This is a genomic window from Citrobacter sp. CK191 (assembly GCF_030333435.1).
GTDB classification, from domain to species: Bacteria; Pseudomonadota; Gammaproteobacteria; order Enterobacterales; family Enterobacteriaceae; genus Citrobacter_B; species Citrobacter_B koseri.
This window is the reverse complement of the sequence record NZ_JAOWFX010000034.1, coordinates 56,066-81,094: the sequence shown is the minus strand read 5'-3', so window position 1 is coordinate 81,094 and position 25,029 is coordinate 56,066. Positions and strand designations below refer to the sequence as shown.

Annotated in this window: 24 protein-coding genes; 15 read left to right on the top strand and 9 right to left on the bottom strand. The window is 55.5% G+C overall.

Annotated elements, in window-relative coordinates:
• Window positions 1-37 precede the first annotated feature (37 nt).
• Together OGV82_RS20120 and actP are read left to right on the top strand one after the other, a co-directional pair.
• Window positions 38-352: a DUF485 domain-containing protein gene (locus tag OGV82_RS20120; RefSeq protein ID WP_024130828.1), complete on the top strand. Its 315-nt coding sequence runs from the start codon at window positions 38-40 to the stop codon at window positions 350-352.
• Window positions 349-1,998 carry a cation/acetate symporter ActP gene (gene actP, locus OGV82_RS20115; protein WP_012134589.1) on the top strand — a complete coding sequence of 550 codons (1,650 nt, stop codon included), beginning with the start codon at window positions 349-351 and terminating at the stop codon, window positions 1,996-1,998. Before OGV82_RS20120 ends, actP begins: the two co-directional genes overlap by 4 nt.
• A gap of 39 nt (window positions 1,999-2,037) precedes the next feature.
• Here actP and OGV82_RS20110 read toward each other — a convergent pair whose 3' ends face one another.
• Both OGV82_RS20110 and OGV82_RS20105 read right to left on the bottom strand, forming a co-directional pair.
• The gene (locus tag OGV82_RS20110) at window positions 2,038-2,727 is read right to left on the bottom strand and encodes an LrgB family protein (RefSeq protein ID WP_012134590.1); all 690 of its coding nucleotides are present in this window, start codon (window positions 2,725-2,727) and stop codon (window positions 2,038-2,040) included.
• Window positions 2,720-3,130: a CidA/LrgA family protein gene (locus OGV82_RS20105; RefSeq protein ID WP_012134591.1), complete on the bottom strand. Its 411-nt coding sequence runs from the start codon at window positions 3,128-3,130 to the stop codon at window positions 2,720-2,722. The genes OGV82_RS20110 and OGV82_RS20105 overlap by 8 nt, the downstream gene beginning before the upstream one ends.
• Window positions 3,131-3,233: 103 nt before the next feature.
• On the opposite strand from OGV82_RS20105, the gene OGV82_RS20100 reads away from it, so the two are divergent.
• Window positions 3,234-4,121: a LysR family transcriptional regulator gene (locus OGV82_RS20100; RefSeq protein ID WP_012134592.1), complete on the top strand. Its 888-nt coding sequence runs from the start codon at window positions 3,234-3,236 to the stop codon at window positions 4,119-4,121.
• A 99-nt stretch (window positions 4,122-4,220) separates the two neighbouring features.
• Here the strand turns inward: OGV82_RS20100 and OGV82_RS20095 are convergent, their stop codons facing one another.
• From OGV82_RS20095 to soxR, 4 genes are all read right to left on the bottom strand, one after another.
• Window positions 4,221-5,867 carry a Na+/H+ antiporter gene (locus OGV82_RS20095; protein WP_012134595.1) on the bottom strand — a complete coding sequence of 549 codons (1,647 nt, stop codon included), beginning with the start codon at window positions 5,865-5,867 and terminating at the stop codon, window positions 4,221-4,223.
• Between the two features lie 152 nt (window positions 5,868-6,019).
• Window positions 6,020-7,369, bottom strand: coding sequence for a guanine/hypoxanthine transporter GhxP (gene ghxP, locus OGV82_RS20090; protein ID WP_024130830.1), 1,350 nt, complete (start codon window positions 7,367-7,369; stop codon window positions 6,020-6,022).
• Window positions 7,370-7,694: 325 nt separating this feature from the next.
• Window positions 7,695-8,363 (bottom strand): glutathione S-transferase family protein, encoded by a 669-nt coding sequence (locus OGV82_RS20085; protein ID WP_012134597.1) that lies wholly within the window; start codon window positions 8,361-8,363, stop codon window positions 7,695-7,697.
• A gap of 318 nt (window positions 8,364-8,681) precedes the next feature.
• Entirely contained in the window at window positions 8,682-9,140 is a 459-nt protein-coding gene (soxR, locus tag OGV82_RS20080; protein ID WP_012134598.1) for a redox-sensitive transcriptional activator SoxR, read from the bottom strand.
• Window positions 9,141-9,226: 86 nt separating this feature from the next.
• On the opposite strand from soxR, the gene soxS reads away from it, so the two are divergent.
• Window positions 9,227-9,550 (top strand): superoxide response transcriptional regulator SoxS, encoded by a 324-nt coding sequence (soxS, locus tag OGV82_RS20075; protein ID WP_012134599.1) that lies wholly within the window; start codon window positions 9,227-9,229, stop codon window positions 9,548-9,550.
• Window positions 9,551-9,552: 2 nt separating this feature from the next.
• On the opposite strand, the gene pdeC is transcribed toward soxS, so the two are convergent.
• Window positions 9,553-11,139 (bottom strand): cyclic di-3',5'-guanosine monophosphate phosphodiesterase PdeC, encoded by a 1,587-nt coding sequence (gene pdeC, locus OGV82_RS20070; RefSeq protein ID WP_012134600.1) that lies wholly within the window; start codon window positions 11,137-11,139, stop codon window positions 9,553-9,555.
• 576 nt (window positions 11,140-11,715) lie between these two features.
• Between pdeC and OGV82_RS20065 the strand changes: the two genes are divergently transcribed.
• From OGV82_RS20065 to OGV82_RS20015, 11 genes are all read left to right on the top strand, one after another.
• A complete protein-coding gene (locus OGV82_RS20065) occupies window positions 11,716-11,997 on the top strand; it encodes a YjcB family protein (protein ID WP_012134601.1) in 282 nt (93 codons plus the stop codon).
• 156 nt (window positions 11,998-12,153) lie between these two features.
• On the top strand, window positions 12,154-12,672 hold the full coding sequence (gene fecI / locus OGV82_RS20060) for a ferric citrate uptake sigma factor FecI (RefSeq protein WP_012134602.1): 519 nt from the start codon (window positions 12,154-12,156) through the stop codon (window positions 12,670-12,672).
• Entirely contained in the window at window positions 12,669-13,625 is a 957-nt protein-coding gene (gene fecR, locus OGV82_RS20055) for a ferric citrate uptake sigma factor regulator FecR (protein ID WP_012134603.1), read from the top strand. Before fecI ends, fecR begins: the two co-directional genes overlap by 4 nt.
• Window positions 13,626-13,722: 97 nt before the next feature.
• Window positions 13,723-16,038, top strand: a complete 2,316-nt coding sequence (gene fecA, locus OGV82_RS20050) for a TonB-dependent Fe(3+) dicitrate receptor FecA (protein WP_047459636.1) — start codon at window positions 13,723-13,725, stop codon at window positions 16,036-16,038.
• A 100-nt stretch (window positions 16,039-16,138) separates the two neighbouring features.
• On the top strand, window positions 16,139-17,041 hold the full coding sequence (locus OGV82_RS20045; RefSeq protein ID WP_047459639.1) for a Fe(3+) dicitrate ABC transporter substrate-binding protein FecB: 903 nt from the start codon (window positions 16,139-16,141) through the stop codon (window positions 17,039-17,041).
• Window positions 17,038-18,024 (top strand): iron-dicitrate ABC transporter permease FecC, encoded by a 987-nt coding sequence (gene fecC / locus OGV82_RS20040; RefSeq protein ID WP_047459643.1) that lies wholly within the window; start codon window positions 17,038-17,040, stop codon window positions 18,022-18,024. The genes OGV82_RS20045 and fecC overlap by 4 nt, the downstream gene beginning before the upstream one ends.
• Window positions 18,021-18,977: a Fe(3+) dicitrate ABC transporter permease subunit FecD gene (fecD, locus tag OGV82_RS20035; protein WP_047459646.1), complete on the top strand. Its 957-nt coding sequence runs from the start codon at window positions 18,021-18,023 to the stop codon at window positions 18,975-18,977. The genes fecC and fecD overlap by 4 nt, the downstream gene beginning before the upstream one ends.
• Complete coding sequence (fecE, locus tag OGV82_RS20030; protein WP_047459649.1) at window positions 18,978-19,745, top strand: Fe(3+) dicitrate ABC transporter ATP-binding protein FecE; 768 nt, start codon at window positions 18,978-18,980, stop codon at window positions 19,743-19,745. It begins immediately after the preceding gene.
• Between the two features lie 455 nt (window positions 19,746-20,200).
• Entirely contained in the window at window positions 20,201-22,918 is a 2,718-nt protein-coding gene (locus OGV82_RS20025) for a cation-transporting P-type ATPase (protein ID WP_373271749.1), read from the top strand.
• Window positions 22,919-23,019: 101 nt separating this feature from the next.
• The gene (locus tag OGV82_RS20020) at window positions 23,020-23,235 is read left to right on the top strand and encodes a hypothetical protein (protein WP_286462827.1); all 216 of its coding nucleotides are present in this window, start codon (window positions 23,020-23,022) and stop codon (window positions 23,233-23,235) included.
• Complete coding sequence (locus OGV82_RS20015) at window positions 23,232-23,486, top strand: hypothetical protein (protein WP_127891249.1); 255 nt, start codon at window positions 23,232-23,234, stop codon at window positions 23,484-23,486. The genes OGV82_RS20020 and OGV82_RS20015 overlap by 4 nt, the downstream gene beginning before the upstream one ends.
• Before the next feature lie 292 nt (window positions 23,487-23,778).
• On the opposite strand, the gene OGV82_RS20010 is transcribed toward OGV82_RS20015, so the two are convergent.
• On the bottom strand, window positions 23,779-24,210 hold the full coding sequence (locus tag OGV82_RS20010; protein ID WP_012134612.1) for a universal stress protein: 432 nt from the start codon (window positions 24,208-24,210) through the stop codon (window positions 23,779-23,781).
• 261 nt (window positions 24,211-24,471) lie between these two features.
• On the bottom strand, window positions 24,472-25,008 hold the full coding sequence (gene ssb1, locus OGV82_RS20005) for a single-stranded DNA-binding protein SSB1 (protein ID WP_047459655.1): 537 nt from the start codon (window positions 25,006-25,008) through the stop codon (window positions 24,472-24,474).
• Window positions 25,009-25,029: the final 21 nt, after the last annotated feature.

Genomic DNA, 25,029 nt, shown 5'->3' with positions numbered 1-25,029 from the left:
AAAAAAATCCCCCTACCTTATCTCTGGAGACTCTGTGATGAATGACAATATTTATCAACGGATAGAAGACAGTGCGCGTTTCAGGGAGTTAGTCGAAAAACGGCAACGGTTTGCCACCATCCTGTCGGTCATCATGCTGGCGGTTTATATCAGCTTTATTCTACTGATTGCCTTCGCGCCGGGCTGGCTGGGCACTCCGCTACACGCCGGCACCAATGTCACCCGGGGTATTCCAATTGGGGTGGGCGTCATTCTGATCTCCTTCATCCTGACCGGTATTTACATCTGGCGGGCGAATGGTGAATTCGACCGTCTTAACAACGCCGTACTGCACGAGGTTAAAGCATCATGAAGAGAGTCCTGACGGCGCTTGCCGCCACACTACCCTTCGCTGCAAACGCAGCGGATGCCATTAGCGGTGCAGTAGAACGCCAGCCAACCAACTGGCAGGCAATCGTCATGTTCCTGATTTTCGTGGTGTTTACGCTCGGTATCACCTACTGGGCCTCTAAACGCGTCCGTTCACGCAGCGACTATTACACGGCAGGCGGGAATATTACCGGCTTCCAGAATGGGCTGGCGATCGCCGGCGACTATATGTCCGCCGCGTCGTTCCTCGGGATTTCCGCTCTGGTGTTCACCTCCGGTTATGACGGGCTGATCTATTCACTCGGCTTCCTGGTGGGCTGGCCTATCATTCTGTTCCTGATCGCTGAGCGCTTGCGTAACCTGGGTCGCTATACCTTTGCCGACGTCGCCTCTTACCGACTGAAACAGGGGCCGATCCGCATTCTGTCTGCCTGTGGTTCGCTGGTGGTCGTGGCGCTTTACCTCATCGCCCAGATGGTGGGGGCAGGTAAACTGATCGAGCTGTTGTTCGGTCTGAACTACCACATCGCGGTCGTGCTGGTAGGCGTTCTGATGATGATGTACGTCCTGTTCGGAGGCATGCTGGCAACGACATGGGTACAGATTATCAAAGCCGTACTGCTGCTGTTCGGCGCCAGCTTTATGGCCTTTATGGTCATGAAGCACGTCGGCTTCAGCTTCAACAACCTGTTCACCGAAGCGATGGCGGTACACCCGAAAGGTTCAGCCATTATGAGCCCTGGCGGTCTGGTCAACGACCCGATCTCCGCGCTGTCATTAGGCCTGGGTCTGATGTTCGGTACGGCAGGCTTACCGCACATTCTGATGCGTTTCTTTACCGTCAGCGATGCCCGCGAAGCGCGTAAAAGCGTGTTCTACGCCACTGGCTTTATGGGCTATTTCTACATCCTGACCTTTATTATCGGCTTCGGCGCGATCATGCTGGTCGGCGCGAACCCGGAGTATAAAGATGCCGCAGGCGCGTTAATCGGCGGCAACAACATGGCGGCGGTTCATCTGGCGAACGCGGTAGGCGGCAACCTGTTCCTCGGCTTTATCTCTGCGGTAGCCTTCGCAACGATCCTGGCGGTCGTGGCCGGTCTGACGCTGGCAGGCGCATCGGCGGTATCTCACGACCTGTACGCGAACGTGTTTCGTAAAGGCGCGACCGAACGCGAAGAATTGCGGGTATCGAAAATCACCGTACTGGTGCTGGGCGTGATTGCCATCATTCTGGGCGTGCTGTTTGAAAACCAGAATATCGCCTTCATGGTCGGCCTGGCGTTTGCTATCGCGGCGAGCTGCAACTTCCCAATCATCCTGCTCTCCATGTACTGGTCGAAGCTGACCACGCGCGGCGCGATGATGGGCGGCTGGTTAGGCCTGGTGACGGCTGTCGTGCTGATGGTTCTCGGCCCAACGATTTGGGTGCAAATCCTCGGCCACGAAAAAGCCATCTTCCCGTATGAGTATCCGGCGCTGTTCTCCATCAGCGTTGCCTTTATTGGGATCTGGTTCTTCTCCGCTACCGATAATTCTGCGGAAGGTAATCGCGAACGTGAGCAGTTCCGCGCCCAGTTCATCCGTTCCCAGACCGGGTACGGCGTTGAGCAAGGCCGCGCGCATTAATTCAGCGCACTCCTCCGGCCCTCGGGTCGGAGGACAACATCAGAACATCACTTTTGCGACCAGCGGCGCCGCCAGCACCATCATCACACCGGACAGCATCATCACCAGACTGGCGACGACGCCCTCCTGCTGACCCAGTTCATACGAACGCGCCGTACCGGCCCCATGTGATGCCGCGCCAAACCCGGCGCCTTTCGCCATCCCTTCACGAATAGACAGGCGCAAAAACAGCGCATCGCCAACCGCCATCCCGAACACGCCAGTCACCACCACAAAGAGCGCCACTAAATCCGGTTGACCGCCCAGCGGCTCTGCCGCCGCCAGCGCAAATGGCGTGGTGACGGAACGCACGGCCAGGCTGCGCTGAATCTCATCCGGCAGCGTAAACAGGCGCGCCAGCCAGACGGAACTGGTAACCGCCACCACGGTTGCCGTTACCACACCCGCCGTCAGCGACATCCAGTGGCGTTTAATGATGGCGAGATTATCGTAAACCGGAACGGCAAACGCGATGGTCGCCGGGCCTAACAACCACAGCAGCCAGTGCGATTCGCCAATGTAGTTCTGCCAGGAGATATGGCCAAACACCAGTATCAATACCAACAGCGCGGGCGTGAGCACCAGCGGCATCAACGGCAGCTTACGAAAGCGACGGTACAGCCGCTTATTGACGAAATAGATCCCCAGCGTGATGACCAGGCACAGTACGCTTAGCTGAAAATTACTCACGGTTTACCCTGCTCATCTCATAGCGGTACACGTTATCCACCACCCATGCGGTTGCGCCAAGCACCATCAGCGTGCTGATCGCAATCACGGCGAAGATACGCCAGCCGTCCATCAACAGCAGTTGCGCATAGTTAACGACCGCTACCACGGCGGGGACAAAGAACAGCAGCATTTCCGCCAGTAGCCAGCGTGCGCCCGCGCGAACCCAGTTAAGCGGGATCACCCGACAGACAATCAGCGCCAGCATCAGCGCCATCCCAACCAGATTGGCGGGAAGCGGCAGATGCAGCCATGAAACAAGATATTGAGCAAAAACAAATAAACCTGCATACAGCAGTACCTGAACCGGTATCTGGAGTCGTTGCATAACAGCAGGCGTAACGCGGCTTATCGCCACAGCCATGGGGGAATGTCCTGAAAAATAAAACGGAACGCCAGTATAGAGAGCGCCCGTCCGCTACTGAAATGAATTAAACTCATTGCAGGCATAGTCTTAAGGAATAATCATGGATATCAGAACGCTGCGTTATTTTGTCGAGGTGGTGCGCCAGCAGAGTTTCACCCGCGCAGCGGAGAAGTTATTTGTCACTCAGCCCACCATCAGCAAGATGCTGAAGAATCTGGAAGATGAGCTTAATTGCACGCTGCTGATCCGCGATGGGCGACGTCTGCTGCTGACGGATACCGGGCGCGTGGTGTTCGAGCGCGGCCTGGCGATCCTTGCTGAATTTCGCCAGCTGGAAGCAGAGTTGGGCGATATCAACCATCTCAATAAAGGGCTGCTGCGGCTAGGCATCCCGCCGATGGTCGGCATGCTGATGGCCGGGCCGATTAGCCTGTTTCGCCAGCGTTATCCGGGTGTGGAACTGAAGATTGCAGAATTTGGCGGTTTGACGGTACAACAGGCGGTAATGAACGGCGAGCTGGATGTGGCGATGACCGCGCTGCCGGTGGAGGAAGAGAGCGGACTGACGACCTTGCCGCTGTTCAGCCACCCGCTATGCGTGCTGGTGCCGCGTTCCGGTAAGTGGATGGCGTGCGAGTCGATTTCCCCCGAAGCGCTGGCGGAGCATCCTCTGCTTATCTACAACGAAGATTTTGCGTTGAATCGCCAGTTGATGCGGCTTTTTAAGCAGCATGATGTGAAGCCGCGTATTGCGGTACGCAGCGGTCAGTGGGATTTCCTGGCCGCTATGGTGCAGGCCGGCGTCGGAATTGCGATTTTGCCGGAGCCGATTTGCCAACGGCTGGATAAGCAAACCCTGCGTTGGCTCCCGCTGGAGAGTGATTTACGCTGGCAGTTGGGCATGATCTGGCGCGAAGGCGTTTATTTGTCCCACAGCGCCAGAGCGTGGTTGACGTGTTGCGAAGGGTTTTGGTTAACGCAGGAATAACGCCTCGCTCGCCGGATGGCGGCGCAAGCGCCTTATCCGGCCTACGGGAGTGCATTTTGTAGGCCCGGTAAGCGAAGCGCCACCGGGCGATACGGGTGTTTACTGATTCTCGATCAACAATGCTTCCAGCAAATCCAGGTCATGCAGCAGTTTTTGCAGGGTTTCGTTACTGATCTCACGCGTCGCGCGCAGGTGGTACAACTCTGCACGTTCCGAGCGTAGCGCCGCCAGGCGGAAGCGCCGTTCGAGGTTCTCTTCCTGCATTGAGCTTTCCACATCGTTACGCCCATCGGCGCGGCGACGCAAATTACCAATCACACGGGAGCTGACCTCGGTGAGTAACTGGTTATCGATGTTCTCTTCGGTATCTGCCGCCAGACGTTCTTCCATCTTCTGAATCGCGACAATCGCCACTTCCGCCGTGGCGGCGCGGGCGATTCGCTCCTCTTTCTGCTGCTGTGAGTGATCGCCCACTTCCAGATGTTGCAGCAGAATCGGCAGCATCACGACCCCCACAAACAGCGAGAACAAAATCACGCCCGCCGCAAGGAATACCAGCTCATAGCGCGCCGGGAAGCCGTTACCATCCGGCAACAATAGCGGGATAGAGAGCACACCGGCCAGCGTAATCGCCCCGCGTACCCCCGCAAAGGAGGCGATGAGGACTTCACGCATCGTCCAGGCGCCAAACTCCATCGGCTTTTTCTTCAGGAAGCGATTACTGAAGTTCTTCATCGTCCACAGCCAGCCAAAGCGCACCAGCATCAGCGCGGCATAAATCAGCACGATATCGGTGAACAGCATCCAGGTTTCAACGTTGGGATCGGCTTCCGCCGCCACCAGCGACGACTCCAGAATCCCTGGCAGTTGCAGACCCAACAGCAGAAAGACCATGCCGTTAAAGACAAACTCCAGCATCGCCCAGGTGCTGTTGGCGCGCAGACGCATCGCCAGCGGCGCGCGACGCATAACGCCGGAGCGGGTGATGGTCATCCCGGCCGCCACAGCGGCAAGAATGCCGGATACGCCGATATGTTCCGCAATCAGGTAGGAGGCGAACGGCAGCAGGAACAGCAAGACGATTTGCGTCGCTGGTTCATCCCCACCCCAACGGCTCAGGAAACGCAGGGAGCGACCGTATAACCAACTGACGACAAAGCCCGCCAGAATACCGCCCACTGCGACTTTAAAGAACTCCACCGTCGCCCCGCCGACGGTAAACACCATCGTCCCCATCGCCACTGCGACGGCAAATTTCAACGACACCAGGCCGGACGCGTCGTTCATCAACGCCTCGCCTTGCAGGATGCCCATAATTTTCTTCGGAATGCGCCCCTCGCCGACAATGCCGGAAAGCGCAACCGCATCGGTCGGCGACAGTACGGCAGCCAGCGCGAAGGCCGGTATCAGCGGAATACCCGGCACCAGCCAGTAAATCATAAAGCCAATTCCGACCACCGTGACCAGCACCAGCGCCAGCGCCAGACCGAAAATCTCTCGCCCATGTTCGAGAAACTCCCGGGTCGGCGTTTTCCAGCCGTCTGCGAACAACAGCGGCGGAATAAACAGCACCAGGAACAGTTCAGGGTCAAATTCCACATGCAAACCAAACGTCGGCCATGCCAGCAGCGCGCCAATGGCGATTTGCATGAGGGGTAAAGGAAGCTGGAAGGGCAATACACGAGTAAATACCCCCGACAGCGAGACCACAAGGGTCATGATGAGTATTGTGAAGAAGATTTCCATGCGTTCCCTGTTTGCGATATTTCTTATGTTTTAAAACGTGAGGCGTCGTGCCTCAATTCTATCTTCCTCAGAGTAACGCAAAAGACAACGGGATGTGTCCTGAAAATAAAAACGGGCGGCAAAAGCCACCCGTTTTTAGAGGACGCCAGGAATCAGATAGCCCAGCCGCCCGCATAGAAGGCGACCAGCGCTACGGCAATCACCACGGTGCCGACGTTCAGCTTACGCCATTCGCCCGACACAATACGGCCGATCACCAGCGTAGCAAAACCAATCATAATGCCGGTTACGATGTTACAGGTCAGGACGATAAACACCGCCGTGATCAGACCCGCCATCGCATCCACAAAGTCAGCGAAGTCGATTTTCGCCACGTTGCTCAGCATCAGCAGGCCGACGTACATCAGCGCGGGCGCGGTCGCGTAGACCGGAACCAGATAAGAGAGCGGAGAGAGGAACAGGATCAGCAGGAACAGGACGCCGACGGTGATCGCCGTCAGACCCGTTTTACCGCCTGCCGCCGTACCCGCCGCCGATTCAATGTATACCGCCGCAGGCGCTGCGCCAACCAGACCAGAGAACACGCTGCTCAGGGAGTCGGTGGTCAGCGCTTTGCCGCCATCAATAATCTGCCCGTCTTTATCCAGCAGGTTCGCCTGGCCAGCGACCGCGCGAATCGTGCCGGTGGCGTCGAAAACAGCGGTCATCACCAGCGCCAGCACGCTCGGCAGGACGATCGGGTTCAGCGCGCCCATAATATCCAGGCTGCCAATCAGCGAGTTGCCGTGTTCATCACTTAAAGACGGCATAGCAAAAAAGCCGGAGAAATGGACGGATGGATCGAAGATCAAACCCACAACCGAAATACCAATAATGGTCAGCAGAATGCCACCCGGCACCTTCAGTTTTTCCAGGCCGATAATGACCGCCAGACCAATCAGCGACATGATAACCGGAAAAGAATCAAAGTTACCCAGCGCGACCGGCAGACCGTCCAGCGGGTTCTTAATCACCAGACCCACGCCATTCGCGGCGATCAGCAACAGGAACAGGCCGATACCGATGCCGGTGCCGTGCGCCACGCCATGCGGCAGGTTGCGCAGGATCCAGCTACGGATACCGGTCGCCGAGATGATGGTAAACAGCACGCCCATCAGGAATACCGCACCCAGCGCAACCGGAACGCTAATGTGCTGACCCAGCACCAGGCTAAACGCGGTGAAGGCGGTCAGCGAGATGGCGCAACCGATAGCCAACGGCAGGTTCGCCCACAGACCCATAACAATAGAACCGACGCCAGCCACCAGGCAGGTCGCCACAAATACGGCGGCAGGCGGGAATCCGGCTTTACCCAGCATCCCCGGAACCACGATAACGGAGTAGACCATCGCCAGGAAAGTCGTTAATCCGGCAACCACTTCCTGACGGACGGTGCTTCCACGGTGTGAAATTTTAAACCAGGCGTCGAGTGAACCGCCGGTACGCGCTGAAGGCGTAGACATAGAAAACATCCCCTGAGAGTTTATTTTTCGTCGAGTATGCGTGGTGGACAATCCACTGCCAGCGAAACGTCATCTCCTTGTGCTACGTTTGCAACAATAAGGGGTGTCGCAAAAAAGCAAACGTTTAACTCCGCGCATACAAAACGGGTAGTAAAAAAAAGCAAACGATTATCCAGCGATAATACGGGGCTTTTCAACAAAACTTTGCGGCTTTTTGCTTATTTCTTTTCATCACGGTCAATAAATCGCCAGTCGATGCGCAAACGTTATCGTCAATGCGCAATCTGATAACATTTTTTCTCGGGCGGACGACTGACACATCCGTCTACCCGCCAGGGATCTCAAAAGGACCGCCTTGCTGGATAGCCCTTTGCCACGCCGGGCGCATCTCTACGCGCTTCTTCCAGGCGCTAATGTGCGTCAGGTCGTTAATTCCGCCTCGGCTCAGTAACGCAAACAGAGGAAAACTCATCTGGATATCCGCCATGCTGATATGTTCCCCGGCAAACCAGGGCTGCGCGGCAAGATGCGCATCAATGTAGCGCGCATGCGTCTCCAGTTGCGGGTTGAGATACGCTTTTTGCACGCCCTGCCCCAGAATGCCGCCCAGCGTGCGTAACCCAAATGGCACCGGCGGTTTACCCAGGCTGACAAACACCAGTTTCATTAACAGCATTGGCATTAACGAGCCTTCCGCATAATGCAGCCAGAACCGATACTGCCGTTTTTGCCGGGCATCGGCAGGTTTAAACTGCCCTGCGTGGTCATAGGTTTCCTGCAAATACTCCAGGATGGCGCCGGATTCGGCGAGGATCTCACCGTTATCCTCAATAACGGGCGATTTTCCAAGCGGGTGGATTTTTTTCAGCGCCGGTGGCGCAAGCATGGTTTTTTCACGCTGGTAGCGAACAATCTGGTAGGGCAGCGACAGCTCCTCCAGCGCCCAGAGCACGCGCTGGGAACGAGATTGATTCAAATGATGCACCGTCAGCATGGCTGTCTCCTGTTTTTCATTCAAATTAACTATAGAAAAGAGCGAGAGATGGCGTAAAAATTTCGGCTAAAAAACAGACAATACACTGGCAAACGGGCGGGCATGGCATACAATTACAGTATCAACACAAACCGGAACCTCCACCACGTGCTCGACTGAGGGGTGTTGATGTCGGGGGAAACCCTCCCGTGAACCAACGGGATAGAGCGAAAGACAAAGACCGGAAACAAACTAAAGCGCCCTTGCGGCGCTTTAGTTTTATGCGCGGCAATATGGCGCTCGCTTATCCGGCCTACGCGCGTCCCGGCGAAACGACATTTAATCATCTTCCAGCAATCGCGCCCCTGTTCCCTGCGTGCCGAGCTGATCGCCTGGGTTGCGCAGCGGGCAATCGCTACGCGACAAACAGCCGCAGCCGATGCAGCCGTCCAGCTCATCACGCAACGCCACCAGAGTATGAATACGTCTGTCCAGCTCCTCGCGCCATTGCGAAGAAAGCTGCTTCCACTCCTTTGCGCTCAGCGTATGCCCCTCAGGCAATACGCCAAACGCTTCTCCAATGGTCGCCAGCGGAATGCCAATACGTTGAGCAATCTTGATGATCGCCACATAGCGCAGCACATCGCGCTTATATCGCCGCTGATTGCCGCTGTTACGGACACTGCTGATAAGCCCTTTGCTCTCATAAAAGTGCAGCGCCGATACCGCCACACCGCTACGTTTCGCCACCTCACCCGGCGTAAGCAGGGACTTTATACGCGGTAATTTCTTTTCCATAAATCGCTTTACCTCAAGTTAACTTGAGGAATTATACTCGCCCGCAGACAAAACGACGAATCGAACACTGAGAAAGAGGCAGCAATATGTCCCATCAGCAGATAATTCAGACCCTTATTGAATGGATTGATGAACATATCGACCAACCGCTGAACATTGATGTGGTCGCAAAAAAATCAGGTTACTCGAAGTGGTATTTACAGCGGATGTTCCGCACGGTGATGCATCAGACGCTGGGCGACTATATTCGTCAGCGCCGACTCCTGCTGGCCGCCGTAGAGCTACGAACGACCGAGCGCCCCATTTTTGATATCGCGATGGATCTGGGATATGTGTCGCAACAGACATTTTCGCGCGTCTTCCGCCGCGAGTTTGACCGCACGCCCAGCGACTACCGTCATCGTCTGTAACTTTACTGCCCGCGCTGCATCAGGAGTGCGGGCGACTGTTGCAGCCACTGAATAAACGCCTGCGGCGGCATCGCCTTCGCAAAATACCATCCCTGACAATACTGAACGCCGCGCTTGAACAGCCAGTTCACCTGATCTGCCGTTTCCACGCCCTCGGCAATGGCCTTCAGGTGTAAGCTTTGCGCCATTTCGATGATGTGTTCCGCGATCAGATGGCTGGTGCTATTGGTGGTCAGCGTGTCGATAAAGGATTTATCAATCTTCAGAATATCGACATTCAATGAATACAGGTTGTGCAGGTTTGAATACCCTGTTCCAAAATCATCAATCGCCACTTCAAAACCCGCCTGACGAAATGCCTGAATAACCGGCGTGGTTTTCGGCACGTCAATAAAGCCGCGCTCTGTCACTTCCACCTTAATTTGTTGCGCAAGAACGGAATGCTGGCGGGCTTTCTCCGCAATTAACGCGATAAGCCGGGAGGAGTGGAAATCAGAAGCAGAGAGATTAATAGAGATATAAAGATGAGGTTGCGAGGCGAGAAAATGTCCCAGATCGTTGAATACTTCTTCCACCACGTAATCGGTAATCTGCGCAATCATCCCCTCTTTTTCAGCCAGCGGGATAAACTCTGCCGGGCTCATCACCTGCCCTTCAAAACCAGGCCAGCGCAATAGCGCCTCCGCCCCCACGCATTTTTCATTTTGAATATCAATAATGGGCTGATAATAAAGACGCAGTTGACGTTTATCGATCGCTCGCTGCAACAAACGGCGCGGTGAATGATATTCCTCGCGCGTACGCGACCACATCAATAACACAATGATGCTACAGATAATGCCTAACGGCAGCGTTAACGTCGCCTGATGGTACAGGTTCTGATAGAAACGCGCGTTATCAGTGGAAACAATTATCGCGATCGGACGTTTTTCTGAATGGGCAATAGTATAGAAGCGATTATTTTGCTGAAAGGTAGATTCATCACGGTGCAGCAACGGTAATAATTGTTCGACGTTTGCCTGCTCGCTCACGGAGAAAAAGGAGTTCGTCACCGTATCATATACGCCCCAGGCCAGAGTGGGATCGTCTGACATCACCTCGCTGTAAGACAACGGATTTATTACCGCGACATAGTGTCCTCTTTGCATATACGTCATTTTGTAGCCAGCAAAGAACGGCGTATCACGATAGTAATAAATAGAAACGTCTGGTTCTCGTTTATAATCTGCGGCAGGGATAATATAAGGACTGGCAGGCGCCATTACCGTAGAGCATAAAAAATGATCGTCTTGCGCATAAATTAACTCGCTGATATACAGACGACCACGAATAATATCCTGCATTCGTTTTTGATGCGCAGGAGTACAGGCTTTTCCCTGATACTGCTGTATCGCGTCGCGGGCCAGCTCCACCTGCTGGACAACCAGTTCCGTTTTTTCTAATGCCAGCTCGGCAAAAGAGTGCAGTTGATTACGGGTTTCAGACACCGCCCGCATGTGGGCAAACCATAGCGCCAGCATCACGGGGAGTAATACCACCATGATTGTTCCAAGGAATCTCAGCAACTTTCGTTGCGCGCTATGATTCATTTCGGCCCTGTATCCCTGAATTGTCTGTGCCTGTCATCATCAAGGCGGATGCTATAACAAACAGGTGATTACGTTGCATGAATTAAGCGACATTAGCAACAGACTTTTCCTGGTAAAAGTCTGATATTGACGGATGACGATAATATTTTCCCGTAAGGCAAACTTAAAGTTATGCTTATTTTTATTAGGGAATATTCTAATCCAAAAGGAGTAAGAATTTTCCAGGGTTTTTTCCGATTAATGCAGAAAAATTAAGTTAAATTTCCAGGCTGGTTAATTTTCCGGCGCTAATAAAATGGTAATAAAAATACATCTTCAATAACCAGCCCCATAATCTTCCGGTATAGCCCCCTTCAGATACCCATGTTTAATTTGTGGTTATAAAGCGCACAAAAAAGGGTGCCCTGCACTGGCTAACAAACAATTTATTGTGATATAGTTCACAAAAATGATGAAACAGAAACGTTGTTTCATTCAGTGTCGATGTCATGCCCGTCGATAGCCAGAGTGTACCACGCCTTCCGTGAGCAACGCCGCGCTGTCCAGGGCACCTGCTATTCTCAGAGGAAATGTTTCATGGCTACCATAACCACTGGCGTGGTTCTTCTCCGCTGGCAACTGCTGAGCGCTGTGCTCATGTTTTTAGCCAGCACGCTCAATATTCGCTTTCGTAAATCCGACTATATCGGACTCGCGGTGATCAGTAGCGGCCTTGGCGTCGTATCGGCCTGCTGGTTTGCAACCGGGTTACTCGGCATCACTCTGATGGATGTCTCCGCAATCTGGAACAATATCGAAGCCGTGATGGTGGAAGCCATGAGCCATACCCCGCCAGAGTGGCCGATGGTGTTGACCTGATGCTGATATAAGCCTCCGCCCGGAGGCTTTTTTATTCTCTCAAAAACAGCCAGTTAACCTTTATCCCGCTAAAATCGCCGTATCATTTATTGTAATGAGAACTATTCTCATATTAACATCCCCGCCGTGATGATTAACTTTTGATACTTTTCCGCTATGCCGACTCCAGTTCAGTGCGCTCCTTTAACGTTTGAATCGCTGTATCGCGCGCATCACGGCTGGCTGACGCACTGGCTGGCGCGAAAGTTACAGTCGGCGTTCGACGCCGACGACGTCGCCCAGGACACCTTCCTGCGTATTATTAACGGTGAATCTCTGACGGCGATTCGCGACCCAAAGTCGTTTCTCTGCACCGTCGCCAAACGGGTGATGATCGACCTTTTCCGCCGCAATGCGCTGGAAAAAGCGTATCTGGAGATGCTTGCGCAGTTACCCGAAACGCTGGCGCCTTCCGCTGAAGAAAAGCAGTCGCATCTCGAAACGCTGCAACTTGTCGACAGGATGCTGGACGGGTTGAGCGCCAAAGCGAGAACGGCCTTCCTGCTTTCTCAGCTTGACGGGCTGACCTACAGCGACATCGCGCAACGTCTGAATGTTTCCGTCAGCTCGGTGAAAAAGTACGTCGCGAAAGCCACGGAACACTGCCTGCTGTTCCGCCTGGAGCATGATCTGTGAAAACCTCCCTCACCGATGCCCGCCGCCAGGCGCTACGTTCAGCCTCACACTGGTATGCCGTTTTAAGCGGGGAGCGCGTAAGCCCCCAGCAGGAAGCGCGCTGGCAGCAGTGGTATGAACAAGATCAGGATAATCAATGGGCCTGGCAGCAGGTCGAAAACCTGCGCTGCCAGATGAGCAGCGTCCCCGGCAAACTCGCCAGCCACACGCTGAAAGACAGCCGCCTGACGCGCCGCCACGTACTGAAAGGATTGCTGTTGCTGGTCTGCGCGGGCGGCAGCTGGCAGCTCTGGCGATCGGAGTTGGGCGAAGGTCTGCGTGCTGATTATCGTACCGCCCGGGGGCAGACTCGCCAGCAGACGCTGGAGGATGGCACGTTGCTTTCGCTGAATACCGACAGCGCGGTTAACGTGCGATTTGACGGTAGCCAGCGCCAGATCCAGCTCTGGTACGGCGAGATCGCCATTACCACCGGAAAAGACGCGCTGCAACGCCCGTTTCGTGTACAGACGCGCCAGGGCCAGCTCACCGCATTGGGTACGGAATTTACCGTACGCCAGGACGGCGATGAAACCGTCCTTAGCGTCCGCCAACATGCCGTCGAAGCGATTCTCGCCGGAGATCCGCAACAAAAACGGGTTATTCAGCAAGGTGAAACGGTGCGCTTCAGCGCCTCACAGTTTGGCGACGTCGCATCATTGAATGACGAGTCTGCAAGCTGGACGCAGGGCGTGTTAAGTTTCAGCGACAAACCTCTGGGCGACGTCATCGCCACGCTCTCGCGCTACCGGCACGGCATACTGCGTTGTGACCCGGCCGTTGCCGGATTACGCCTGACAGGGACGTTCCCGCTCGGCAACACCGATGCCGTACTGAATGCGATCGCGAAAACACTTCCTGTGAAAATTCAGTTTGTTACGCGTTACTGGGTCACGCTGTCCCCCGCCATTTAAACGATAACGAAAAAAATTATCATTTTTATTGTCCCTTTTGCCCCGCTCGTTCGACTTCATAACTGAATACAAATAAAGAAATGATGATGGAGACGTGATGGCCTTTCATAACACAGCACCTCTGGTGATGGCGATTCGTTTAAGCCTGCTTCCGCTTGCCGGACTGGCTTCACTGCCTGCATTTGCCACGCAGTTCGATATTGCCGCCGGAGACTTAGACAAAGCACTTAATCAATACGCTGCCCGCAGCGGCATTATTATGTCAGTAGATGCTTCGCTCACGCGGGGCAAACACAGCGACGGACTGCACGGCGACTACGCGCTTGAAGATGGCCTGCGCACACTGCTAAAGGGGAGCGGCCTACAGGAAAAATCGTTAGGCGATAACACCTGGACGCTGGAAGCCGCCCCGGTTGCCAGCGAGGACTCGTTGACCGTAGTCGGCGACTGGCTGGGTGAAGCCCGGGAAAACGACGTGTTCGAACATGCCGGCGCGCGTGACGTTATCCGCCGGGATGATTTCACCAAAACCGGCGCGACGACCATGCGCGAAGCGCTGAACCGTATCCCCGGCGTCAACGCCCCGGAAAACAACGGCACCGGCAGCCATGACCTGGCAATGAACTTCGGTATTCGCGGTCTTAACCCACGCCTGGCCAGCCGCTCGACGGTATTGATGGACGGCATCCCCGTGCCTTTTGCGCCATACGGTCAGCCGCAGCTGTCGCTCGCGCCGGTCTCTCTGGGCAATATGGATGCCGTTGACGTGGTGCGCGGCGGCGGCGCGGTGCGCTATGGGCCGCAAAGCGTGGGTGGCGTGGTGAACTTCGTGACCCGCGCGATTCCGCAGGATTTCGGTATTGAAGCCGGCGTTGAAGGGCAACTCAGCCCCACCTCGTCGCAAAACAATCCAAAAGAGACGCACAACCTGATGGTAGGCGGAACGGCGGATAACGGTTTCGGCACGGCCCTGCTCTACTCCGGCACGCGCGGCAGCGACTGGCGCGAACACAGCAACACCCGTATCGACGACGTGATGCTGAAAAGCAAATATGCGCCTGACGAGGTACATACCTTCAATAGCCTGCTGCAATACTATGACGGTCACGCCGATATGCCCGGCGGCCTGTCCCGCGCCGACTACGACGCCGATCGCTGGCAGTCCACGCGCCCGTATGACAGCTTCTGGGGCCGCCGCCAGCTTGCCAGTCTGGGGTATCAATACCAACCCGACAGCCAGCACAAATTCAATATTCAGGGTTTCTACACCCGCACCCTGCGCAGCGGTTATTTAGAGCAAGGAAAACGCATTACGCTCTCACCGCGCTACTACTGGGTTCGCGGCATTGAACCGCGCTACAGCCAGAGCTTTATGATTGGCCCGTCTGCGCATGAAGTCGGCGTAGGCTATCGCTATGTCAATGAATCCACGCATGAAATGCGCTACTACACCGCAACCACCAGCGGTCAGTTGCCGTCAACATCCAGCCCTTATGACCGTGATACACGTTCAGGGACCGAAGCTCACGCCTGGTATCTCGATGACAAAATTGATATCGGCAACTGGACCATTACGCCAGGTATGCGTTTTGAACACATTGAATCCTACCAGGACAACAACGTTAAAGGTACGCACGAAGAGGTGAGCTACAACGCCCCGCTTCCGGCGCTTAACGTCCTCTACCACCTCACTGACAGCTGGAATCTTTATGCCAACACTGAAGGCTCGTTCGGCACCGTACAGTACAGTCAAATTGGCAAGGCTGTGCAAAGCGGCAATGTGGAACCGGAAAAAGCGCGAACCTGGGAAGTCGGAACCCGATTCGACAACGGCGCGCTGACGGCGGAAATGGGGCTGTTCCTGATTAACTTTAATAATCAGTACGACTCCAACCAGACTAACGATACGGTCACCGCCCGTGGCAAAACCCGTCATACCGGGCTGGAAACGCAGGTACGTTACGATCTCGGCGATATGACGCCCACGCTGGAAAATGTCGCCGTTTACGCTAACTACGCGTACGTTAACGCCGAAATTCGCGAAAAAGGCGACACTTACGGCAATCAGGTGCCGTTCTCACCAAAGCATAAAGGGACGCTGGGCGTGGATTACAAACCCGGCAACTGGACGTTCAACCTGAACAGCGATTTCCAGTCCAGCCAGTTTGCCGACAACGCCAATACCGGGAAAGAGAGCGCAGACGGCAGCACCGGGCGTATTCCGGGTTACATGCTGTGGGGCGCGCGCGTGGCGTATGACTTCGGCCCCGAGATGGCCAACCTGAACCTCGCGTTTGGCGTAAAGAATATCTTCGACCATGAGTATTACACCCGCTCGTATGACGACAACAACAAAGGCATCTATGCCGGACAGCCACGAACGCTGTACCTGCAAGGGTCACTGAAGTTCTGATTGTTCATTTGTTGCCGGGTGGCGGCGTAAATGCCTTACCCGGCCTACAGAGTGACGTAGGCCAGGTAAGCGCAACGCCATCCGGCAACCGGAGTTGACTATGTTTGCTTTTATTCGCGTTTATTTTTTCAGCCTGATCGTCCTGGCTGCGCCGGTTTTTGCCGTGACGGTGCAGGATGAACACGGCGCCTTTACCCTGAATAAAACGCCGCAACGGATTGTCGTACTGGAACTGTCGTTTGCCGATGCGCTGGCGGCGGTGAACGTCAGTCCGGTGGGGATCGCCGATGACAACGATCCCATGCGTCTGCTGCCGGAAGTGCGCCAGATTATTGGGCAATGGCAGTCCGTCGGCACCCGCGCTCAGCCGAGCCTTGAGGCGATCGGCGCGCTAAAGCCTGACCTGATTATCGCTGACAGCAGCCGCCACGCAGGGATTTACGCCGCGCTGCAAGAGATCGCCCCCGTGTTGTTGCTCAAATCCCGTAATGAAACGTACGCCGAAAATCTGCAATCCGCTGCGATCATCGGGAAAGTATCAGGTAAAGATGCGGAAATGCAAAAACGACTGACGTTGCATCGGGAACGTATGCGCGCATTTGCCGCCCACTTGCCGAAAGGGGCCAGCGTGGTATTCGGCACCTCACGCGAACAGCAGTTTAATCTGCACAGCCACGAATCGTATACGGGCGGCGTGCTCGCTGCGCTGGGTCTGCGCGTGCCGGAGGCAATCAGCTCTGCGCCAATGACCACGATTAATCTGGAGCGGCTACTGGCGCTCGATCCGCAGTGGCTGATTGTCGCGCACTACCGCCAGGAGAGCATCGTTAAACGCTGGCAGCAGGATACGTTGTGGTCCATGCTCCAGGCGTCGCAACACCACCAGGTTGCCGCTGTCGATAGCAATAGCTGGGCGCGGATGCGCGGGATTTTCGCTGCGGAACGCATTGCCGGCGATACGGTGAAAATCTTTCATCACCAGACGCCTGATACCACGCAATGAGGACATTGATCATTTGGGGAGCGCCCGTACTGGCGCTCCTGGCAGCGTTCTGGCTGAGCCTGTTCTGCTACTCGGCGATCCCGATTTCACCCGTCAGTGCTCTGCATGCCCTGTTTCCTTCTTCAACGCCTCCGCTTTCGGAGGCGTTGGTGCGTAATTTACGTCTGCCGCGCAGCCTGGTGGCATTGCTGATTGGCGCCAGCCTTGCCCTGGCGGGAACATTGCTGCAAACCCTGACCCATAACCCGCTAGCCTCCCCTTCTCTGACCGGCATTAACAGCGGTGCGGCACTGGCGATAGCGTTAACCAGCGCATTCAGCCCCATATTGCTCAGCGGGTATTCCATCGCGTTTATCGCCGCCGCAGGCGGAGGCCTCGCCTGGCTTCTGGTGATGCTGGCTGGCGGCGGCTGGCGACAGGAGCCCGACCGCAACAAACTGATTCTCGCCGGAATCGCGCTCTCCGCGCTGTGTATGGCGCTGACCCGCATCACGCTGTTATTGGCGGAAGACCACGCTTACGGCATTTTTTCATGGCTGGCGGGCGGTATTGCCCATGTGCGCTGGGCTGAGTTCTGGCAGCTCTTTCCTTTTGTTCTGGTGATTATTCCCGCCATGCTGCTGTTGGCGAACGCCCTTAATCTGCTCAACGTCAGCGATGTCGCTGCACACACGCTCGGCGTAAACCTGTTTCAGCTGCGGCTTACCGTCAATATCGGCGTGCTGGTGCTGGTCGGCACCTGCGTCAGCGTGGCGGGGCCGGTGGCGTTTATCGGCCTGTTAATGCCGCATCTGGCCAGGGCGTGGTCAGGTCACGACCAGCGTAAGTTGCTGCCGATGAGCCTACTGATGGGCGCAACGTTTATGCTGCTGGCGGATATTCTGGCGCGAGCGCTGGCCTGGCCGGGCGAACTTCCGGCAGGCGCAGTGCTGGCGCTGATTGGCGCACCGTGTTTTGTCTGGCTGGCAAGGAGGCGTGGATGAAAGCCTTTATTCTGCTCATCACGTTGCTCCTGCTGAGTATCACCGCGCTGCTGTCATTGCGTCTGGGCGTGGTTCCCCTGCCCTGGTCCGCGCTGATCGATGGCTGGCATACCGGTCACGAGCACCACTATGTTCTGACCCAGTATCGTCTGCCGAGACTGCTGCTGGCGATATTCGTCGGCGCCGCCCTGGCGATTTCCGGCGTACTGGTGCAAGGCATCGTGCGTAATCCGCTGGCCTCGCCGGATATTTTAGGGGTGAACCATGCCGCCAATCTGGCGACGGTAAGCGCACTCATGCTGCTGCCATCGCTGTCGGTCGTCTGGCTGCCGCTGCTGGCATTTGTGGGCGGGCTTTGTGCACTGATCTTGCTGCGTGCGATTGCGGGTCGCTCCTCCCCCCTGCGTCTGGCGTTAATCGGCGTGGCGTTGTCGGCAACCTGGGCCAGCCTGACGGATTACCTGATGCTCTCCCGCCCGCAGGACGTTAACAACGCGCTGCTGTGGCTGACCGGCAGTTTATGGGGACGCGGCTGGTCGTTTGTGTATGTGGCGCTGCCGGTAATGCTGGCGCTTATTCCGCTCAGCGCCTGGTTTTGCCGCGATCTGGATCTGCTGGCGCTGGGCGATGATCGCGCCAGCACGCTCGGCGTCCCGGTCAGGCGGGCGCAGCGCCTGGGATTGCTCCTCGCCGTCGCGCTGGCAGCCACCAGCGTGGCAGTTTGCGGGCCGATAGCTTTCGTCAGCCTGGTCGTGCCCCACCTGACCCGACGCCTGCTGGGAGGGCGCCATCACTGGCTGCTGCCCGGCGCTGCGCTAATCGGCGCATTTGTCTTAACGCTGGCCGATTTGCTGGCAAGGATCATTAACCCTCCCACGGAGCTTCCGGCAGGCATGCTCACCGCCATTATCGGCGCGCCGTGGTTTATCTGGTTGCTTGTGAGGATGCGCTAGATGGATATCAGATGTGAAAACCTGACTGCCGGATACGGTGATAAACGCATTCTTGACGGCCTGTCGGTTACGCTACCCGCCGGGCAGATCACCGCATTACTGGGGCCTAATGGCTGCGGCAAATCGACGCTGCTGAAATGCCTTGCCCGCCTGCTCATACCGCAATCCGGCACCTTGCACATTGCGGGTAAGCCGCTGTCGGCATTCTCACCCCGCGCGCTTTCGCGTCACCTGGCGCTACTGCCGCAACAGCACATGACGCCGGAAGGGATCACCGTGCGGGAACTGGTCAGCTATGGCCGCAGCCCGTGGCTGCCGCTGTGGGGGCGGCTTTCTCGCGACGACCATCAGCATGTCAACCGGGCAATGGCGCAGACGCACACTGACGCGCTGGCAGACAGGCGGCTGACGGAGCTGTCCGGCGGTCAGCGGCAGCGCGTGTTTCTGGCGATGGTGTTAGCGCAGGATACGCCCATTGTATTACTGGATGAACCCACCACCTGGCTCGACATTAATCATCAGGTGGAGTTGATGGCGCTCATGCAGATGCTAAAACAGGCGGGAAAAACGGTCGTGACGGTACTGCACGATCTGAATCAGGCAAGTCGCTATTGCGATCATCTTGTCGTGCTGGCGCAGGGGAATGTGATTGCGCAAGGGCAACCTGTTGATGTGATGCAACCAGAATTATTACGCAATGTATTTCAGGTTGATGCGGAAATTCACCCTGAACCGCTGACAGGAAAACCAATGTGTATTATTCGTTAGTCTGCTAGCCATATTTTTACCTGTCCAGAGCAGTCTGTTCATCCTGTCAGACTGCTCATCAAAAATATATTCTTATGCCCTTTATTTTTATTCTCTGTCATTAACTTTAAATATTTAAAAGTTATGTAAGGAACACTATATTTAGTGTTTTTCAACCCAGATATTTAACGAAGGCGTAGGTTGAAATCCCGCTAATTACCGCGATAATGATTGCAAAAATAACCAGTAACATCAATCGCCTACCGCTATATATTCCTAACATAATTACCTCCTTTACTAAGTTTACACTTCCATCAAAACACTGAAAATATACGCTACAAGCGTTATCTAACCATCAAGATAAAATAATCTTTAACGAAACGCCATTGATTAATGTCAATAATTCAGACTCTTTATTTTAATAGTATAAGCGCGATTCAAAACATTATGCATTTTATACTTCGAGGAATTTTAAATTGACCAGAATGCCGAATAAAAATCGTCTCCATTCTGCGCCATGCGTTGAAAAAAAACCGTACCAGCAATCTGTTAACGAGGTACTTGAAAAAAAGCAGAGTCAGCCTTCCGGGCTGACGCAAAATGAAGCCAGCGCGCGTTTCGCGCAGCATGGGCCTAACGCGCTGCCAGAAAAAGCAGGCAAACCGGCATGGTTACGCTTCCTGGCGCATTTCCACGATGTTCTGATTTATGTCCTGATCGCTGCGGCGGTGCTGACTGCGGTCATGGGTCATTGGGTGGATACGGCCGTCATTTTGGGTGTTGCCGTTATCAACGCGCTGATTGGCCACATTCAGGAAAATAACGCGGAAAAGTCGCTGAAAAGCATCCGCAATATGCTGTCGAACTCAGCGGTCGCTATCCGCAACGGTCAACATGAAACCGTCCCCACAACCGAACTGGTGGTGGGCGATATCGTCGTGCTGCGCGCAGGCGATCGCATCCCGGCAGATCTTCGCGTTATGGAAGCCCACAACCTGCGGGTTGAAGAGGCCATCCTGACGGGTGAGTCCACCGTTGTCGATAAAACAGCCGACACCCTTACCGGCGAACTGCCGTTAGGCGATCGTAAAAATCTGCTGTTCTCCGGCACCACCATCAGCGCAGGCGCTGGGCTGGGCGTGGTTATCGCCACCGGTGAAGAGACTGAACTCGGCCACATCAACCAGATGATGACGGGCATTGAGAAGCACCGTACCCCGCTGCTGGTTCAGATGGATAAACTCGGCAAAGCCATTTTCGCCATTATCGTCGCCATGATGGCAGGACTATTTGTGTTCAGTCTGCTGCTGCGCGATATGCCGATGGGCGAACTGCTGCTTTCTCTGATTAGCCTTGCCGTCGCGGCCGTACCGGAAGGGCTGCCCGCGATCATCTCAATTATTCTGTCGCTCGGCGTACAGACGATGGCCCGCAAACGCGCCATTATCCGCAAGCTGCCGACGGTCGAGACGCTGGGTGCGATGTCCGTGATCTGTTCCGATAAAACGGGCACCCTGACCATGAATGAGATGACGGTAAAAGCCATTATTACGGCGGACAAAAATTACCGCGTTCAGGGCAACAGCTATGAGCCAATGGGCGAGATCCATACTGAGGAGAGCGACGCTGCGGTAGAGATCCTGCCCGGCAGCCTGCTGGAGAACTACCTTCGCACTATCGACCTGTGTAATGACAGCCAATTGATTCAGGACGAAAACGGTCACTGGGGCATCACCGGCGGGCCAACGGAAGGAGCCTTAAAAGTGCTGGCGGCAAAAGCGCGCCTTCCCGCCATTGAAACTGAACTGCGCAGCAAAATCCCGTTCGATTCGCAGTACAAATACATGGCGACGCACCATCGCATTGGAAATGAAGAGCGCGTACTGGTGACCGGCGCGCCAGATGTGTTGTTTAAACTGTGCCAGCTACAGCAGACTGCTACCGGTACTGAAGCTTTTACGCAAAATCACTGGGAAGCGGAGATCGCGCGCTATGCGAAAGAAGGTCTGCGCATGGTTGCGGCAGCCTGGAAGCCAGGGCGTGCAGAAGCCGCCTCTCTCACCCATGAGTGCCTGAATGACGGTCTGATCTTCCTGGGCATCGCAGGTATGATGGATCCGCCGCGCCCAGAGGCCATTGACGCAATCCAGGCCTGCCAGCAGGCGGGGATTCGCGTGAAGATGATCACCGGCGATCACCCGCAAACGGCCATGAGTATCGGCGGCATGCTGGGGATTCATAACAGCACCCACGCGGTAACGGGCTACGAACTGGAGCAGATGGACGATGCGGCATTAGCCGAAGCCGCTGTCACCTACGACATCTTTGCCCGCACCAGCCCTGAACATAAACTGCGTCTGGTGAAGGCGCTGCAAAACAAAGGCGAGATTGTCGGTATGACCGGCGACGGAGTCAACGACGCCCCCGCGCTGAAGCAGGCGGACGTCGGCATCGCGATGGGCATCAAAGGCACGGAAGTGACAAAAGAAGCCGCTGACATGGTACTGACGGACGACAACTTCGCCACCATCGCCAGCGCCGTGCAGGAGGGGCGTCGCGTTTACGACAACCTGAAGAAAACGATTCTGTTCATCATGCCCACCAACCTGGCACAGGGTCTGCTGATCATCATTGCCCTGTTGGCTGGGAACCTGATCCCGCTCACGCCGGTACTGATTCTGTGGATGAACATGGCGACCTCCGCCACGCTGTCGTTCGGGCTGGCATTTGAAGCCGGTGAGCGCAACATCATGCGACGCCCGCCACGCCAGAGCAATGAGAACGTCATGGATGCCTTTGCTATCTGGCGCGTCGGTTTTGTCGGAACGTTAATTGCGGCCTGCGCCTTTGCGCTGGAAGCCTGGTTGCAGCCTCGCGGCCACAGCCCGGAGTTTATCCGTACCGTGCTGTTGCAGACGCTGGTCACCGCACAGTGGGTATATATGCTCAACTGTCGGGTTTCGGATGGTTTCTCGCTGGGACGCGGGCTGCTGATGAATAAAGGCATCTGGATGGTCAGCGGCATTCTGTTGCTGTTACAGCTGGCGATTATCTATATGCCTTTCATGCAGATGCTGTTTGGCACAGAAGCGCTGCCGCTGCGTTACTGGGGCATAACCTTCGCTATCGGCGCAGTGCTGTTCTGCATTGTGGAGATAGAGAAACCGCTCACCCGTAAATTCCGCCGGAAATAGCCAGCGGTTCACCGCGAAGCAAAAAGCCTCCCGTAGCGGAGGCTTTTTTTTGCCGATGGGGGAGGCATTTTGTAGGCCCGGTAAGCAAAGCGCCACCGGGCATGACGCCGGATGGCGGCGCAAGCGCCTTATCCGGCCTACGGGAGAGAGGTTTTGTCGGCCCGGTAAGTGAAGCGCCACCGGGCATAGCGCCGGATGGCGGCGCAAGCGCCTTATCCGGCCTACGGGAGAGAGGTTTTGTCGGCCCGGTAAGCGAAGCGCCACCGGGCATGACGCCGGATGGCGGCGCAAGCGCCTTATCCGGCCTACGGGAGTGAATTTTGTAGGCCCGGTAAGCGAAGCGCCACCGGGCATGGCGACGGATGGCGGCACAAGCGCCTTACCCGGCCTACGGGAGAGGGATTTTGTCGGCCCGGTAAGCAAAGCGCCACCGGGCATAGCGCCGGATGGCGGCGCAAGCGCCTTATCCGGCCTACGGGAGAGAGGTTTTGTCGGCCCGGTAAGCGAAGCACCACCGGGCATGACGCCGGATGGCGGCGCAAGCGCCTTATCCAGCCTACGGGAGTGAATTTTGTAGGCCCGGTAAGCGAAGCGCCACCGGGCATGACGCCGGATGGCGGCGCAAGCGCCTTATCCAGCCTACGGGAGTGAATTTTGTAGGCCCGGTAAGCGAAGCACCACCGGGTATGGCGCCGGATGGCGGCGCAAGCGCCTTATCCGGCCTACGGGAGTGAATTTTGTAGGCCCGGTAAGCGAAGCGCCACCGGGCATGGCGACGGATGGCGGCGTAAGTGCCTTATCCAGCCTACGGGAGTGAATCTTGTAGGCCCAGTAAGCAAAGCGCCGTCGGGCATGGCAGATTAACGAATGACCATCACCGGAATTTTCGCGTACCGCAAAATATTCGCCGCAGCCGAACCGAGCAAATGCGTTGCAATACCCGGCTTGCGCGAACCGATGATAATCATCTCGGCGTTATGCGCTTCTACCGCGTTATTTACTTCATCACGAATATTGCCATGACGGACTTCAAAACGAATATTCTCCAACGGCGTTTTGAATTTTCTCGCAAGGTTAAGCATTTTCTCTTGCGCATCATTCGTCATGTATTCCTCGTATTTTCTGATATCCGAGGCAAAACCACGCATTGGGGAGGTACCCAGTTTAGGGAACACATGCAGCAGATGGATCACGCCGTTTTCTTTGTCCACCATATGATCAGCATAGGCAATGGCTTTGTCAGAGAGATCCATCGCCAGAATATCAACGGGCATTAAAATAACTTTATTCATGATGATTTCCTTAAGTTAGCTGACAGGCTAATCACATATCCCTGAAAAGACCTGGCAAGATTCAGCATTCATTTGACCAAAATAACGGGGGAATAATAATCAATAATACCCTGTCTTTTTTGATCATAAGCAAGAAAGGAAATAACCCATAAAGTCTGTAGATATATTTACGTCCGGTGACAAAACTGACAAGCCTGCTATTTAATTGCACGCTATTTCAGCCAAAAAAAAAGCTCCCGTGAAGGGAGCTTTTTAAATTCATCAGAACGGGATGTCGTCGTCGAAATCCATTGGCGGTTCGTTAGACGGTGCCGGAGCGGATTGTTGCTGCGGACGGGACTGCGCGCCGCCGCTGAACTGGTTGCCGCCCTGCGGTTGCTGAGGCTGACCCCAACCGCCCTGCTGCTGACCGCCGCCCATATTGCCGCCAGCCGGAGCGCCACCGCCCTGACGGCCACCCAGCATCTGCATGGTGCCGCCCACGTTGACCACCACTTCAGTGGTGTATTTGTCCTGACCGGACTGATCGGTCCATTTACGGGTACGCAACTGACCTTCAATGTAAACCTGAGAACCTTTACGCAGATATTCGCTGGCCACTTCCGCCAGTTTGCCGAACAGCACAACGCGGTGCCATTCCGTCTGCTCTTTCATCTCACCGGTCTGCTTATCACGCCAGGATTCGGAAGTAGCCAGCGTAATGTTGGCAACTGCGCCACCATTTGGCATGTAGCGTACTTCCGGGTCCTGGCCCAGATTACCGACGAGAATCACCTTGTTTACGCCTCTGCTGGCCATGATCGAGTCTCCTGAAAAACG

What these genes read in the sequence shown, in the direction of transcription:
- OGV82_RS20120 (WP_024130828.1), top strand. Translation starts at nt 38, where the DNA reads ATGAATGACAATATTTATCAACGGATAGAAGACAGTGCGCGTTTCAGG.
- actP (WP_012134589.1), top strand. Translation starts at nt 349, where the DNA reads ATGAAGAGAGTCCTGACGGCGCTTGCCGCCACACTACCCTTCGCTGCA.
- OGV82_RS20105 (WP_012134591.1), bottom strand. Translation starts at nt 3,130, where the DNA reads ATGGCTGTGGCGATAAGCCGCGTTACGCCTGCTGTTATGCAACGACTC.
- OGV82_RS20100 (WP_012134592.1), top strand. Translation starts at nt 3,234, where the DNA reads ATGGATATCAGAACGCTGCGTTATTTTGTCGAGGTGGTGCGCCAGCAG.
- OGV82_RS20095 (WP_012134595.1), bottom strand. Translation starts at nt 5,867, where the DNA reads ATGGAAATCTTCTTCACAATACTCATCATGACCCTTGTGGTCTCGCTG.
- ghxP (WP_024130830.1), bottom strand. Translation starts at nt 7,369, where the DNA reads ATGTCTACGCCTTCAGCGCGTACCGGCGGTTCACTCGACGCCTGGTTT.
- OGV82_RS20085 (WP_012134597.1), bottom strand. Translation starts at nt 8,363, where the DNA reads ATGCTGACGGTGCATCATTTGAATCAATCTCGTTCCCAGCGCGTGCTC.
- soxR (WP_012134598.1), bottom strand. Translation starts at nt 9,140, where the DNA reads ATGGAAAAGAAATTACCGCGTATAAAGTCCCTGCTTACGCCGGGTGAG.
- soxS (WP_012134599.1), top strand. Translation starts at nt 9,227, where the DNA reads ATGTCCCATCAGCAGATAATTCAGACCCTTATTGAATGGATTGATGAA.
- pdeC (WP_012134600.1), bottom strand. Translation starts at nt 11,139, where the DNA reads ATGAATCATAGCGCGCAACGAAAGTTGCTGAGATTCCTTGGAACAATC.
- OGV82_RS20065 (WP_012134601.1), top strand. Translation starts at nt 11,716, where the DNA reads ATGGCTACCATAACCACTGGCGTGGTTCTTCTCCGCTGGCAACTGCTG.
- fecI (WP_012134602.1), top strand. Translation starts at nt 12,154, where the DNA reads ATGCCGACTCCAGTTCAGTGCGCTCCTTTAACGTTTGAATCGCTGTAT.
- fecA (WP_047459636.1), top strand. Translation starts at nt 13,723, where the DNA reads ATGGCCTTTCATAACACAGCACCTCTGGTGATGGCGATTCGTTTAAGC.
- OGV82_RS20045 (WP_047459639.1), top strand. Translation starts at nt 16,139, where the DNA reads ATGTTTGCTTTTATTCGCGTTTATTTTTTCAGCCTGATCGTCCTGGCT.
- fecC (WP_047459643.1), top strand. Translation starts at nt 17,038, where the DNA reads ATGAGGACATTGATCATTTGGGGAGCGCCCGTACTGGCGCTCCTGGCA.
- fecD (WP_047459646.1), top strand. Translation starts at nt 18,021, where the DNA reads ATGAAAGCCTTTATTCTGCTCATCACGTTGCTCCTGCTGAGTATCACC.
- fecE (WP_047459649.1), top strand. Translation starts at nt 18,978, where the DNA reads ATGGATATCAGATGTGAAAACCTGACTGCCGGATACGGTGATAAACGC.
- OGV82_RS20020 (WP_286462827.1), top strand. Translation starts at nt 23,020, where the DNA reads ATGACGCCGGATGGCGGCGCAAGCGCCTTATCCGGCCTACGGGAGAGA.
- OGV82_RS20010 (WP_012134612.1), bottom strand. Translation starts at nt 24,210, where the DNA reads ATGAATAAAGTTATTTTAATGCCCGTTGATATTCTGGCGATGGATCTC.
- ssb1 (WP_047459655.1), bottom strand. Translation starts at nt 25,008, where the DNA reads ATGGCCAGCAGAGGCGTAAACAAGGTGATTCTCGTCGGTAATCTGGGC.